Source organism: Indolivaga capnocytophagoides (genome assembly GCF_036511535.1).
GTDB lineage: Bacteria > Bacteroidota > Bacteroidia > Bacteroidales > Dysgonomonadaceae > Dysgonomonas_A > Dysgonomonas_A capnocytophagoides.
Map to the genome: position 1 here is coordinate 3,857,931 of NZ_AP028867.1, position 14,482 is coordinate 3,872,412.

General features: G+C 39.7%; 6 protein-coding genes. 2 read left to right on the forward strand and 4 right to left on the reverse strand.

The annotated features are described in order from the left end of the window. Window positions 1-2 precede the first annotated feature (2 nt). Both sppA and AABJ51_RS15540 read right to left on the reverse strand, forming a co-directional pair. Window positions 3-1,766: a signal peptide peptidase SppA gene (sppA, locus tag AABJ51_RS15535; protein WP_338373299.1), complete on the reverse strand. Its 1,764-nt coding sequence runs from the start codon at window positions 1,764-1,766 to the stop codon at window positions 3-5. Window positions 1,767-2,137: 371 nt separating this feature from the next. Continuing rightward, a complete protein-coding gene (locus AABJ51_RS15540) occupies window positions 2,138-3,457 on the reverse strand; it encodes an MFS transporter (RefSeq protein WP_338373300.1) in 1,320 nt (439 codons plus the stop codon). Window positions 3,458-3,564: 107 nt separating this feature from the next. Between AABJ51_RS15540 and AABJ51_RS15545 the strand changes: the two genes are divergently transcribed. Together AABJ51_RS15545 and AABJ51_RS15550 are read left to right on the forward strand one after the other, a co-directional pair. Continuing rightward, complete coding sequence (locus AABJ51_RS15545) at window positions 3,565-4,443, forward strand: LysR substrate-binding domain-containing protein (RefSeq protein ID WP_026626418.1); 879 nt, start codon at window positions 3,565-3,567, stop codon at window positions 4,441-4,443. Between the two features lie 317 nt (window positions 4,444-4,760). After that, window positions 4,761-10,328 carry an alpha-2-macroglobulin family protein gene (locus AABJ51_RS15550; RefSeq protein ID WP_338373301.1) on the forward strand — a complete coding sequence of 1,856 codons (5,568 nt, stop codon included), beginning with the start codon at window positions 4,761-4,763 and terminating at the stop codon, window positions 10,326-10,328. 80 nt (window positions 10,329-10,408) lie between these two features. Here the strand turns inward: AABJ51_RS15550 and thrA are convergent, their stop codons facing one another. Then, on the reverse strand, window positions 10,409-12,850 hold the full coding sequence (gene thrA, locus AABJ51_RS15555) for a bifunctional aspartate kinase/homoserine dehydrogenase I (RefSeq protein WP_338373302.1): 2,442 nt from the start codon (window positions 12,848-12,850) through the stop codon (window positions 10,409-10,411). An 84-nt stretch (window positions 12,851-12,934) separates the two neighbouring features. Further along, window positions 12,935-14,347 (reverse strand): S41 family peptidase, encoded by a 1,413-nt coding sequence (locus AABJ51_RS15560; RefSeq protein WP_321577302.1) that lies wholly within the window; start codon window positions 14,345-14,347, stop codon window positions 12,935-12,937. Between the last annotated feature and the right edge of the window lie 135 nt (window positions 14,348-14,482).

Below are 14,482 nucleotides of genomic sequence, written 5' to 3' on the forward strand. Positions count from 1 at the left end.
CATTACTGTATATCGAGATCATAAGGCATACGAGCCTGTATGAAATCTTGTTCTTTTAAGTTGTTTATTTCTTTTATTGTTTTAAGTAGCTGAAAATCATTGCCCAAATATTCTTTTAAGGCGCGGGTTGCAAACTGGTCTTTTCCTGATTTCAGGAGCGTGCCAAGCATTCCCGGTTTACGAGGATATTCATGTGTCGAATATTCCTGAGTATTGCTCAGTTTGGCCGCTTCTTTTACAGCATCGTCAATTCCGCCGATAGCATCCACCAATCCTATTTTCAGCGCTTGCTGACCTGTCCAGACTCTGCCTTCTGCAATCTTTTCCAACTGGTCTTTTGGTATATTTCTGCCTTCTGAACATCTGGTCAGGAACAGATCATATCCCCGGTTGATATATTGCTGCAGTATTTCTTTTTCTTCGGAAGACATAGGTCGTGTGACATTTCCGAAATCAGAAAACTTATTAGTCTTCACCTTGTCAAAGGTAAGCCCTATTTTATTGGTAAGCCCCTCCATATTTGGAAACATACCGAATATACCGATAGATCCCGTTAATGTGGTTGGCTGTGCAAATATCTTTGTCGCATTGCTGGATATGTAATATCCCCCTGAAGCGGCATATCCACCCATTGATACTACAACAGGTTTAGATGCTTTGAGTTCGGTAATGGCTCTCCATATCTGTTCCGATGCGTAAGCACTCCCTCCGGGAGAGTTTACCCTGAATACTACGGCTTTTACATCTTCATCTTTTTTCAGTTTCTCAATTTGACGGATCAGGTATTTGTCATTGATGTCTGACGAACTGTTTCCGCTCACAATAGATCCTTCTGCATACAGAATTGCGATTTGGTCTTTTGATTCCGATTCCTTCGGATCATCCACCGATTGCATATTGTCTATGGTTGCAACATGAACATCCTTCGATGATTCTACATGAAGCAATGTTTTTAAGTATTCTTTGACATCGGTTTCATACATTAAGGTATCAGCCAGATTGTTTTCTATGACAAAAGAGCTTGCCCTGAAAGCCGGAAGAGTATCAGTCAACTGATTCAGTTTTTCTACAGATATATTTCTCGATGAGGATATACCTTTTAACACAGTTGACCAGATGTCATTCGCAAAAGTAGTTACCTGCTCGCGGTTGGCATCACTCATTTTATCAAGCATATAGGGCTCTACTGCCGATTTGTATGTTCCGACTTTGAATATCTGCATCTCTACCCCGATCTTATCAAGTAAGCCCTTATAGAATGTAGGACTCACGGCAAGTCCATGCAGGTCGAGTGTTCCCTGAGGATTCATGATTACTTTGTCTGACACAGATGCTACAAAATATCCGCTCTGAAGGTAATCATCTGCATATGAAATAATGAATTTTCCCGTGGATTTGAAGTCTATCAGTGCATTCCTTATTTCGACAAGAGAAGCGCTCGGAGCGGTGAAATATCCCGATCGGATGTATATCCCCTTGATTTTATCGTTGTCTTTGGCTTTTTTGATAGCGGAAAGTATATCTGTTAAGCTTATTTCGGGACTGCCTCCTATATCCAGATAGTCATATATAGGGTTAGGTGTAACTTTGTCTTTCATTACACCGGATAATTTGATCGTGAGTACAGTATTATCCTTGAGTGAATATGAGTCTGAGAATATTCCTGTAAACCCTACAATGATTAAAACAGCTATACCTCCGATAATAAGGCAGCTGATTAACACTCCGGCTATTACAGCCAGAACACTTTTGAAAAATTTCTTCATACAAAAGCAAAATATATAAAAAGCAAAATCACGGACTTATAACAAATGTAAGAAAAAAGATGAAAGTAACCTAATCAACTCACATTCTGTTATGGTATAATCTTTTTGACTCAAAAGGTAACAAAAGTAACAGGATCAATAAACAATAATCAGTTAGTCATTATTAATTATGCTTACCTCTCTGTTCCCTAAAGGGGATGTCTTCGACTCAGCAAAGCCTCTTCTGGGGTTTGAGGCGATTCTTCAAAAAAGGTTACAAAAGTGACACCGAAAATGTATTTTTTCGATTGTTAATTTATTGGCATATTTTTAAATTTAGACCCCAGCCGTTTAAAGATCTCTTTTTACATAGATAAAAATTTTCATAGATCTTATTTATGATCTATCCGATGATTTTCGGCAATAACTGATTTGTGAATCAGTGTTGATACACGTTTGAATACAAGATGTATGCTTATTAATTTGTGGGTTGATATAAAGGAAATAAACAGAGCAAAACTTACCATGATCAGAGTTACATTCATAAAGGACAACCAGCCGAATTTGAATAGGACAATCCCGGTTAATGATCCGGTAAGACTTGATCCGGCATAATAAAATAACCAATATAAACAGGTGGCGCTGCTTTTTGCTTTTTCGGCATGCAGCGAAACAATACGACTAGCCATGGTATGTGCGCTGAAGAAAGCAAAAGTCATCAGTCCCAGGCCGAAAACGATTGTCCATAACTGCATGGTTTGAAGTAAGAACAGACCGGCGATCATCAATATCAATGATCCTTTGAGAAGTAATACGGGGCTTATCTTATCAGACCAGCTGCCTGTAAGTATCGATCCGGCGACTCCGGTTATGTACATCAGGAAGACCATAGCCACAACATAGTGAGGTAGGGCAAACTGAGGCGACTCAAGGATAAAGTCGAGATAATTGTAGATACTTACAAATACCCCCATAATCATTGCTGCGACAAAATACATACCTAAGAAAAGAGGGTCTTTCAGGAAGGTCTTCATTTGAGAGAGCTTTTCATTAAAATGAACCTGCTTAGGTTCGAAGTGATGTGATTTTGGAAACCTTCTCATGAATACAAAGCTGAGACCCAGACTTATTATCCCGATTATTGCTGTAGCATATCGCCAGTCGCTCCATCCCGAAATAAGAATGGCTATTACACGTCCCGACATTCCGCCGATAGTGTTTCCGCTAAGATAAAGGCTTATTGCCAAGCCGATAACTGCAAGGCTGACTTCTTCCGACAGATAAGCCAAAGCTACTGCCGATACTCCTGAGAGAACAAGTCCTTTCATGAAATTAATGGCTACAAGCATCGGAAAATTCCAAACAAATGCAGAGCCGATAGTCAAGAGTGAAGATATAAATAAAGTGATAGTCATTAACTTTTGCCGTGAGATAGCATCAGCCTTAAAAGCAAATATAAACAACCCGACAGCCATACCTATGGTTGTTGAGGAAACGGCTAAACTGCTCATCGCCGGAGTTATATCAAAATCATTGCATAGATACGAGAGCATTGGCTGAAATAAATACAACTGAGCAAAAACAGATAACCCTGATATAAATATACAATTTCGGATTTGTTTGAATCTTTTTGAGTGTTTTCCTGCTTTGTCAGATTGAGCAGGATAATCATCTTCGTCGTTTTCTTTAATGTCTAAAACAATCTCTTTCATTACTGCTTTTCTTTTATCAATTGCAAAGTTACTTATATCAAAAATTATAGATAGATTTGTAAAAAGGTATTTTTCGATAGTAACCATAGGTAAAACCGATTGATTGTATGGAACTCCGGCAACTAAGGTATTTTGATAAGGCAGCCGAATTGCTCAACTTTACTGAGGCTGCACGTGTGCTTTTTATATCGCAAAGTACATTGTCTCAGCAGATAAAGCAATTGGAGGATGAATTGGGGGTACTTTTGTTTGACAGGGTAGGAAAACACATTGTACTGACAGAAGCGGGTGCATCTTTTCTTCCTTATGCACGAAAAACAATATTGGATTCGGAAAACGGCAAGCAGATAATTTTGGATCTGCAAGGTTTACAAACCGGAGTGCTTAATATTGGAGTAACATACAGTCTGAGTTCTTTATTGACAAAGGCTTTGATCAGCTTCTCAAAAAAATATCCCCAAATACATGTTGAGATTATGTTCGCCACATCCGAAGAATTGGTTGAAAAATTGATAAACAACAAAGTCGATTTTATTTTGTCATTGGAAGCCGAGAATATAGACCCTTCTTTCGAGGTAGTTCCCCTGTTTGAATCGAACCTGCATTTAGTCGTTCATCAGTCTCATCGACTGTCTAAACTCAAGACTGTAACATTGAACGAAATCGGACAATTCTCGCTTCTTCTTCCATCTAAAGGGTTTATTACACGCCGTGTTTTAGATGCTATTTTCAAAAAGAAACGATTGAGTCCGTTTATTAATATCGAGTTGAATGATGTTCATTCCATATTGCATCTTGTAAATACCGGACACTGGATAACAATAGTCTCTCTGGCTTCGATCAAAGATCAGCCCGAATTGGTTGCTATACCCATAGATACAGATGAAGATTTATCAACACATGCTTCTTTGTTTTGGGCCAGAGGAGCCTACCGTAAGAAATCGGCGTTGGCCTTTGCCGAGATTTTATCGAATCGTGAGTTGTAAATATAATATTGCGGTGTATTGATCGTTTAAAAGAAGACGGTATAATTGAATAGGGATATGTGTGTTAATCTAAATTTATTACATTTGCCATAACTAAGTAGCAGAAAGTATTTAATGATATACTTTCTATTTATAGTAGTCTTTGATTTTTATACTTGCCAAAGCAATAAAAAGGTCTGAGGACTTATATTAGGTAACAGTCAGTATGTAATGATGTATTTAGGTGATAACAGTCTGTTGATTCTGTACTTGTAAATTAAATAAAAAGGTCTGAGACCTAAAAAAAAAATCAGTATTCACTAAAATTTATATAGCTCATGAGAAAGCATATTATCTCAGGATTTATGACCCTGTCGGCTCTTCTTGTTTTACTATTGGTAAACTCGTGCCGGAGCGAAGGTCCCCGGACAATTAATCCCGAATTTGCACGGTATATAGCAGCCTTTACATACGGAGCTGTGTCATCATCTTCATCTATTCAGATCGAATTAAATCAGGATATGCCTGCCGTAGAATTGAATAAGGAGATAGACGAAGACCTATTCGAGTTTTCGCCTAAAATAAAAGGTAAGGCGTATTGGACAAGTTCCCGTTCTATCAAATTTGTACCCGACGCCGGAGAATTGAAGCAGGGCGAGATATATGATGCTTGGTTTAAACTGGATAAAGTTTTACAAGTCGAAAAAGACTTCAAGGAGTTTTATTTTTATTTCAAAGTGCCTGAGCAGAATTTTACTGTAGATCTATTGCCTTATTCGCCCACGAAAGACAATGACCTGACATGGAATACCGTGCAGGGTACTATTTCTTTTGCCGATGATGCTCAGATAGCTGATATCGAAAAGATGTTTAAGGTCGAAGGCAATCCCAATGACGCGAAAGTAAAGGTGTCGCCTACCGAAACTACGGGGAGGTATGCCCTTACTATTGATAGTCTGAAACGGACAAATCAGGATTTGGTTTATATCCTAAGGGTAGACGGAAGTGCAGTCGGCGCAAAAAAAGAACCCGAAAAACTGCAAATAAATATTCCGGGAATCAAACAGAATACATTCTCGGTGGTTGATGTACGTACAGCTTACGAACCTACCGAATGTATACGTATTACTTTCAGCGATCCGTTATCAAGTAATCAGAATATTCAAGGTCTTGTAACACCGAACGGAGCAGAGAATTTTTCGTACGACATACAGAAAAATGTTCTGAAACTATATCTTGATGGAACAAACAGTGCTTCAAATATTGATTTGAGCATCTATAAGGAACTGAAAAGTGCCGGAGGTAAATCTCTGGATAAAACATATAGCTACAGTCTTTCGGTAGAGAAAAACAAGCCGGATGTTAAATTATTGAACTCCGGTAATATCCTGCCTAATTCGGATCACCTGAATATTCCTTTTCAGGCTGTGAATTTATGGGCGGTGGATGTATCTATCGTCAAAATATATGAAAATAATATACTAGGTTATTTGCAATCGAACAATATTGGCGGATCGGAAGAGTTGCGTCGTTTTGGGCGGCTGGTTCTCAAAAAACGTATCCGTTTGGATGAAGACCGTACGATGAAACTGAATGAATGGAATAATTTCTCTCTGGATTTATCTACTCTCATAAAGCAAGATCCGGGAGCTATCTACAGGGTATTGTTTACATTCAAACAGGAGTATTCGTTATATCCATGTGGCGGAATGATTCCGCAGGTTCCTCAGGATGCAGGGCTCCAACGCTTTGATAATAATATGTCGGAAGAAGATGAAGCTGTTTGGGATCAGCCTTACTCATATTATTACGATCCTACAGATTGGGAGGATTATAACTGGGAAGAGCGGGAAGATCCTTGTAAAAAGAGCTATTATACAAACCGTAAAGCCGATTGTGTAGTTCTTGCGTCCAATATAGGGATGGTTGCCAAAATAGGTTCGGAAAAGAAAGTACAGATTGCTCTGACTGATATTCTTACAACTAAACCATTGTCGGGAGCCGAAGTGGATGTTTATAATTACCAGATGCAGCGGATAGGTTCGGGTAAGACCGACGGAGACGGATTTGCTTCGATAGCCTATCAGGGAGGAGTGCCCTTCGTTATTGTCGCATCAGATGGAAAGGAGAAAGGGTATCTGAAAGTAACCTCAAATATGTCGCTTTCATTGAGTAACTTCGATGTCAGTGGAAAAGAAATCGAAAAAGGTCTGAAAGGTTATATCTATGGTGAACGGGGAGTCTGGCGTCCGGGTGATTCTATTTATCTCACATTCATTTTGGATGATAAAGGAAATGAATTACCAAAAGGGCATCCGGTATCTCTCGAACTATATACTCCTACAGGACAATTGTATTATAAGGGGGTGAATACTTCCGGTATAAACGGGTTCTATCCGTTTAAATTAACTACCGATGCTAATGCTGTTACCGGTAACTGGCGGGCATTGATAAAAGTGGGAGGAGCTACATTTTCCAAAACAGTAAAAATCGAAACCGTTAAGCCTAACAGGCTCAAAATACGTCTGAACGTAGGCGAGGTGATAGATGCAAGCAGAGGATCGTTCTCTTCGAGTTTGTCTTCGCAATGGTTGCATGGAGCACCGGCTGCCAATCTGAAAGCAACGGTAGAAATGACTTTGTCGTATCTGGGTAATCCGTTTAAAGGATATGAGGCATATTCATTTAATAATCCCGCGAATAAATTCAATTCCGATACATATACTATATTCGATGGACGGTTAGATGCTGGAGGTAACTCCAACGTATCGGCTCAGCTGCCTCCTGCGGTAAATGCTCCGGGTATGCTGAAAGCAAATTTTGTATCGAGAGTGTTCGAATCAGGTGGAGACGCTAGTATTTATACTCAAACTGCTGCTTATTCGCCTTATCCGGCTTATATCGGGTTGAAATCTCCGGCTGAATCGGATTATGATATGCTCGAAACGGATAAAGATAATATGATAGATGTCGTAACACTTACGGCAGATGGCCGATCTATAAATCGTTCGGGCATCAACGTGAAGGTATATAAAGTAAACTGGTCGTGGTGGTGGAACCGTAATGATGATGACCTGTCGTCATATGTGAATAATACTTCTGCCAATATCGTACTGGATGAAGATATATCCACGTCGGGAGGTAAAGCCCGTGTGAAATTTCGTGTCAATTATCCCGAATGGGGACGTTATTTGGTATTAGCTACAGATAAGGGAGGACATACCTCGGGTAAAATACTCTATATAGATTGGCCTTCGTGGAGAGGACGTGCTGATAAACAGGATGCCAGCGGTTTGACAATGCTGTCATTCTCGACAGATAAACGTTCGTACAATGTAGGAGAAAAGGCTACGGTAATTCTTCCCAAAAGTTCCGATGGACGGGCTTTGATAAGTATCGAGAACGGATCGAAAGTATTGTCACGCAATTGGGTAAAAACAAGCGCAGGAGAAGATACTAAGTATACTTTTGAAGTAACAGAGGATATGACCCCTAACTTCTATATTTTTGCGACATTGTTACAACCCCATGCCCAGACAGACAATGATCTGCCTATACGTATGTACGGAGTATTAAACATAAGTGTTGATAATAAGAATACAATACTTTCACCGGTAATTACGATGCCGAATGAACTTCGTCCCGAAAAAGAGTTTACGGTGGCTGTATCCGAAAAAAATAAGAAAGAAATGACCTATACTCTTGCCGTTGTGGATGAAGGGTTATTGGATTTGACATCATTCAAGACTCCAAATGCATGGAGTGATTTTTATGCCCGTCAGGCGTTAGGAGTCCGCACATGGGATATGTTCGATATGGTAGTGGGCGCTCAAACCGGAAAACTAGGACCCCTGTTGAGTATCGGTGGTGATGAGGCCTTAAAGCCCTCGACTAATCCTGTAAATCGATTTAAGCCTATTGTTAAGTACCTGGGGCCATTTACCTTGAAAAAAGGAGAAAACAAGAACCATAAGATAAAACTCGATCCTTATGTAGGTTCGGTACGGGTGATGGTTGTTGCCGGAAATACCGACGGAGCATACGGTAGTGCAGAAAAAACAGTACAGGTAAAAAATCCGTTAATGGTATTGTCTACTCTGCCTCGTGTTGCGGGTCCTGATGAAGAAATAATGCTTCCGGTGAATGTATTTGCCATGGACAAAAAGGTCAGGAATGTAAATGTTACCGTGCATGCGGCGAATGGACTGATGCAATTTGTGGACGGTACATCCAAATCGGTAACATTCACAGAAGTCGGAGATAAGGTTGTTTATTTCAAAGTGAAAGTGGCTAAGAAAACCGGAGCTGAGAAGATTACAATAAAAGCAACCGGAGGAGGTGAAACTTCGAATGAAACAATAGATATCGAGGTTCGTAATCCAAATCCGGCGATATTGCTTACATCCGAAGCCTTAGTCGGCTCGGGGCATAGCGAAGATCTGTCAATCTCTATGGATTATCCGACTGCCGGTGATTGGGCTAAACTCGAAGTGTCTCGTATGCCGGGAGTTAACCTGAGTAAAAATATGGATTACCTGTTCAGTTATCCGTATGGATGTTCAGAACAAGTTACATCGAGAGCATTCCCTTTGTTGTATGTAAGTGCATTCAGAACGTTTACAGACAAAGAGAGTGAGCGCATGAAGTATGTAATAAATGAAGCCATAAAGATATTGACAGCTCGTCAGATGGGTGACGGAGGTATTGTTTACTGGCCCGGAGCATCCTACCCTGCCGAATGGGTGACTACATATGCAGGACATTTCTTGGTAGAAGCTCAGAATAAAGGATATAATGTGCCCGAATCGGTCATCTCGAAATGGAAACAGTTCCAGAAAAAAGCCGCTCAGAAATGGAATAGGGGAGACTTGTATAGTTCATACTATAGCTATTCGATGAGCGATTTGCAGCAAGCTTACCGTTTGTATACATTGGCTTTGGCAAATCAACCCGAATTGGGAGCGATGAACCGCCTGAAAGAAATGAGCGGATTATCGGTACAGGCTCGCTGGCGATTAGCTGCCGCTTATCTTCTGGCGGGTAAAAAAGATGCTGCCAGACAATTGATAAACGGCGCGAATCTGGTGATCGAAAATTATTCGGTATATAACAATACGTATGGAAGTCCGGCTCGTGATATGGCGATGATAATGGAAACAAACCTGTTGATGGGAGAAACATCCAAAGCATTGTCTATTGCACCTAGAGTTTCGGAAGAATTGAATTCTTCCTATATCTCAACTCAGAGTGCGGCTTACGGATTGATAGCTATGTCGAAACTTGCAGAAAAAATGGGTAAAGGTATTATTGCGTTTGAATGGTCTCTGAACGGTGTTTCTCAGAAATCGCAAAGTTCTGGATTGGTATATCAGGAATTCTCGATCAAACCGCAAGAGAATATAAATGTGAACTTTACGAATAAGGGGCAGGGACAATTATATGTTCGTCTGGTTGGTCGTACACAACCTCTTACAGACAAATCCGAACCGAAGAGTGATGGTATCAATCTGTATGTGAAATATGTGGATGAAAATAATAACGAGATAGATGTGAAATCGCTGCGTCAGGGTACAGAGTTTTATGCAGTAGTAGTCATACAGAATGTATCCGGTGAAGCTATAACAGACCTTGCTTTGAATCAGATATTCCCGTCAGGATGGGAGATATTCAATAATCGTTTGTTCAATTCGGGAGCAAATACATCGTCTTTCACTTATCAGGATATCAGGGATGATCGTGTAATGACATTCTTCAACCTGGGCTACGGATATTCAACAACTGTGAAGATTCGTTTGCAGGCGGCTTATTGCGGACGATTCTATTTACCCGCTGTATCCGGAGAGGCTATGTATAATGCTCGCACCCAAAGCCGTACAAGTGGTATGTGGGTAGAGGTGGTACAATAATAGATTTACTGATTTCAATACTATAAAAAAATGGGAGCTGATTTTATTCAGCTCCCATTTTTTTATAGTATTGAAACAACTTATCTCACATTAGCTATACTGATAATATCAGAAAATACACCGGCAGCCGTTACGCTTGCACCAGCTCCATATCCTTTTATGATCATCGGATACTCGTTATATCTTTCGGTCGTAATCTGTATGATATTGTTGCTGCCTTCGAGTTCATAAAAAGGATGGCTCAGATCTACTTCCTGTAATCCGACTTGGCACGCTCCATCTTCGTATTTAGCAACAAAACGAAGGCGTTTTCCTTCCGACTCAAGTTTTTTGCGGCGTTGTTCAAATTGTTCATCCATCTGGTTTATGTTATTCCAGAATTCCTCCAAACTTCCGTCAAAATATTTCTGAGGGATAAATAGGTTTACATTTACATCTTTCTGTTCTACTTCATATCCGGCTTCACGGGTTAGTATGACCAGTTTTCGTACAACATCTGTTCCTGATAGGTCTACACGGGGATCAGGCTCTGCAAATCCGGCTTCTTTAGCCATTTTAATTGTTTCGCTGAATGGGATGCGGTCATTCATTGTATTGAAGATAAAATTGAGAGTTCCCGATAATACAGCTTCTATCTTGATGATCTTATCTCCCGAATTGATCAATGAGTTCATTGTATTGATAATCGGAAGACCTGCTCCGACATTTGTTTCGAACAGAAACTTAATATTCCGTTCTCGTGCAGTATTCTTCAATTTCAGGTAACTGCTGTATGCCGATGATGCTGCTATCTTGTTGGCTGTAACAACCGATATATTGTTAGCGAGCATTTTCTCATATAGAGCAGCTATTGGTTCACTTGCTGTACAATCGACAAAAACAGCATTGAAGATGTTCATATCCAATATCTTATCTTGAAGAATGCTGGGCGAGCTGGCTATTCCCTTTTTGTCCAGCAGTTCGTCGTAATTATCAAGATCAATTCCGTCTCTTGTAATCAGGGCTTTGCGGCTGTTGGATATTCCTACTACATTCAGTTTTAAGGAGTATTGCTCTTGCAGTTTAGGTTGCTGCATCCTTATTTGCTGTATCAGGTTTTTCCCGATAATACCTGTTCCTACAATAAATAGGTTCAATGCTTTAAATTCAGACAAGAAGAATGAATCGTGGATGGAGTTCAAAGCCTTGCGAAGGTACTTGTTCTTGATAACGAACGAGATGTTTACTTCTGATGCACCTTGAGCACAGGCAACCACGCTTATACCGCTTTTTCCTAAAGTCTCAAATAATTTTCCTGCAATTCCCGGAGTATATTTCATGTTTTCGCCGACAATGGCTACTGTAGCCAGCTCCTGCTCCAATTGAACACGGTTGATACTGCCTAGCAATATTTCATTTTGGAATTCATGTTCTATAACTTCCACAGCGAGAGGAGCATCTACTGAGCGTACTCCTATCGATGTACTGTTCTCGGATGAGGCTTGAGATACGAGGAATACGCTGATTCCGTTGTCAGCCAATGCTTTGAATATTCGGTAATTGACACCTATAATACCAACCATTCCTAATCCCTGAATAGTGAGCAGGCAGCTGTCTTCTATAGATGAGATACCTTTGATCAGGGCTTTTTTCTTTGGATAATTTGTATCATTGGAAATAAATGTTCCGGGCAGTTCCGGTCTGAATGTATTTTTTATCCGGATGGGTATATTCTTATGATATACAGGGAATATAGTCGGAGGATAAATCACTTTAGCCCCGAAGTTACATAATTCGGTAGCCTCAGTAAAAGTTAGATGCTCAATGACGTATGCTCCACTGATAACTTTGGGGTCGGCAGACATAAAGCCGTCTACATCCGTCCATATTTCTAAAACATCAGCGTCGAGAGCTGAAGCAAAAATAGCAGCGGTATAATCAGAACCTCCACGTCCCAGATTTGTAATTTCGCCTTGAGTCTTACAAGCCGAGATAAATCCTGATACGATTACTCTTCCGGATGATGCAGCGTAAGCATTCTTTATCAGAGATGATGACAATTCGATATCAGGAGTATGTTTTCCAAAGGCCGAATTTGTTTTGATGAGTTGTATAGCATCCAATGAGTCGAAGTTGTCTAATACATAACTGACAATCAATGTGGACATCCGTTCGCCATAGCTGGCTATTTTATCAGCCGTGCGAAGCGACAGGTCGTTAATCAGGTATACTCCTTTGAAAATATTGCTCAACTCGTCAATCAGTACGTTTATTTTCATAAACAGTTCTTCTTCCTTTGCTTTTTCGAGTCGCAGTTCCCTGATTATAGTTATATGCGTATCGGTAATCTCAGCGAATAGAGCTGCATAGTCTATACTGCCATTTGCTGACAACCGAGAAGTTTCGAGCAGTTTGTCCGTTATTCCTCCGAAAGCGGAAATGACAACCACTAAAGCTCCTTTTTCGGCGGCTATTATATTTTTTACATTCAGAATATTTTGAGCAGAACCGATAGAACTGCCTCCAAATTTCATTACTTTCATCAGAGTAGTATATTTTCTGTTTTTAAGGTCTCAGACCTTCTTATTTATTCTTTAAGTATAATATAGCGTAGTTAATACTTGCTATTATTTTATGGACTTTATTTCTTCTGCAAACTTCTTATCAATAAACATATCCATTGCTCCTTTTCTGTTTACAACAGGCGATACTGCTTTTATATCTGCTGCTTTAGACAACCGTAAAGGGACTATCTCGTTTCCGGTGATTGCATTAATTGCTGCTTTCAATAAGATTTCATCTTTATCGCCCAATTGTTTCATCTCGTAGGAAAATTCATTGATTGGTATATCTGCGGGGAAACCTTCAGTGTAATCGGATTGACCGGCACTGTTGTACACTTTCATGATGATGGGCTGTAGTCCCCATTTATTACGATAATCTTTTTCTTCGTATAAAGAGATCGAGGCTACATTCTTTCCATAAGTGGTACGGCCTATAAGCGTAACATCCATATAAGGCTTCAGTCCATTGATGATTAGCTCGCTCGATGAGCCAGTGTATTTTCCTGTTAGTATATATACTTTGCTTATTTTGTCTCCCAGGCGGGGAATGTCTTTATTTGTACGAGTAGAGCCTACTCTGAATTTATCCAGAAAGTTATCAGATAGACTCAATGTAGAAAAATTTCCGATTTGTGCAGTTATGTTTGCATTGTATTCGTTCTTGATAAAGACATTGTTAATATCTCTGTTTTTAACAATTGCACTGGCTAAAATCTGAGCGCATTTAACCAATCCTCCGCTGTTGTATCTCAGATCAAGTACGAGATCGGTTATATTATTGTCATACAATTGTTTCAGTGCAGCTATCAGCGCAACATCATAATCACCCGAATCATCTCCTTTATCCTGAGTGAAAGAATTATAAACAAGGTATCCGATTCGTTTATTCCCTTCGGTATAAGTATTACTGTAGTATACCGGATTCTCAGGGTAATTCGCCATACTGCTGATATTGACAGGTTCGGACTTTCCTTCGATTGTGAGGCTGTAAATTCCGTTTCCAGAAGAGAGGAGAGAACCGTAATTGTCGGAGGTAAGAGTTACACCATTTACCTTAGTTATTTTATCACCCCTTTTTAAACCTTTGGCTTCTGCATCGGTATTCGGTTTGATATATACGATATTATAGTATTCGGGTTTGTCGTTGTCATTCAATATAGTGAAATATTCAAAGCCGATATCTGTTGATATAGAATTAGTCCAGTTAATAAGATTATTATAGTCGCTCGTTGCCCACGAGAAACGATCATCCGATTTATTTAACAGGTTTTTGAAAAATGTATTCGGGTCTGTGTTGTAATCAGGTGTAGATGGCATATCAGCACTCCATAAATACCATTCTTCCATTTGTGAATATATCCATTTGTTGATATATTCATTATCGGTTAGGTTCGATGACTTGTCATCGTCGCTGCATGACGACAAAGCTAATATCCCTGACAGAAAAATATAAAATAGAATTTTTACCTGACGCATTTCTTATGTTCTTGAGTTCATTTCAACAGAAATTACAGCAATATGATGTATTTCACAAAAATAAAGATTTAATTGTAGTCGACAAATAAAGAATCGCTTTCTTTCTAAAAGAAAAAGACAGAACTCCGTAGAGCC

What these genes read in the sequence shown, in the direction of transcription:
- AABJ51_RS15560 (WP_321577302.1), bottom strand. Translation starts at nt 14,347, where the DNA reads ATGCGTCAGGTAAAAATTCTATTTTATATTTTTCTGTCAGGGATATTA.
- AABJ51_RS15545 (WP_026626418.1), top strand. Translation starts at nt 3,565, where the DNA reads ATGGAACTCCGGCAACTAAGGTATTTTGATAAGGCAGCCGAATTGCTC.
- thrA (WP_338373302.1), bottom strand. Translation starts at nt 12,850, where the DNA reads ATGAAAGTAATGAAATTTGGAGGCAGTTCTATCGGTTCTGCTCAAAAT.
- sppA (WP_338373299.1), bottom strand. Translation starts at nt 1,766, where the DNA reads ATGAAGAAATTTTTCAAAAGTGTTCTGGCTGTAATAGCCGGAGTGTTA.
- AABJ51_RS15550 (WP_338373301.1), top strand. Translation starts at nt 4,761, where the DNA reads ATGAGAAAGCATATTATCTCAGGATTTATGACCCTGTCGGCTCTTCTT.
- AABJ51_RS15540 (WP_338373300.1), bottom strand. Translation starts at nt 3,457, where the DNA reads ATGAAAGAGATTGTTTTAGACATTAAAGAAAACGACGAAGATGATTAT.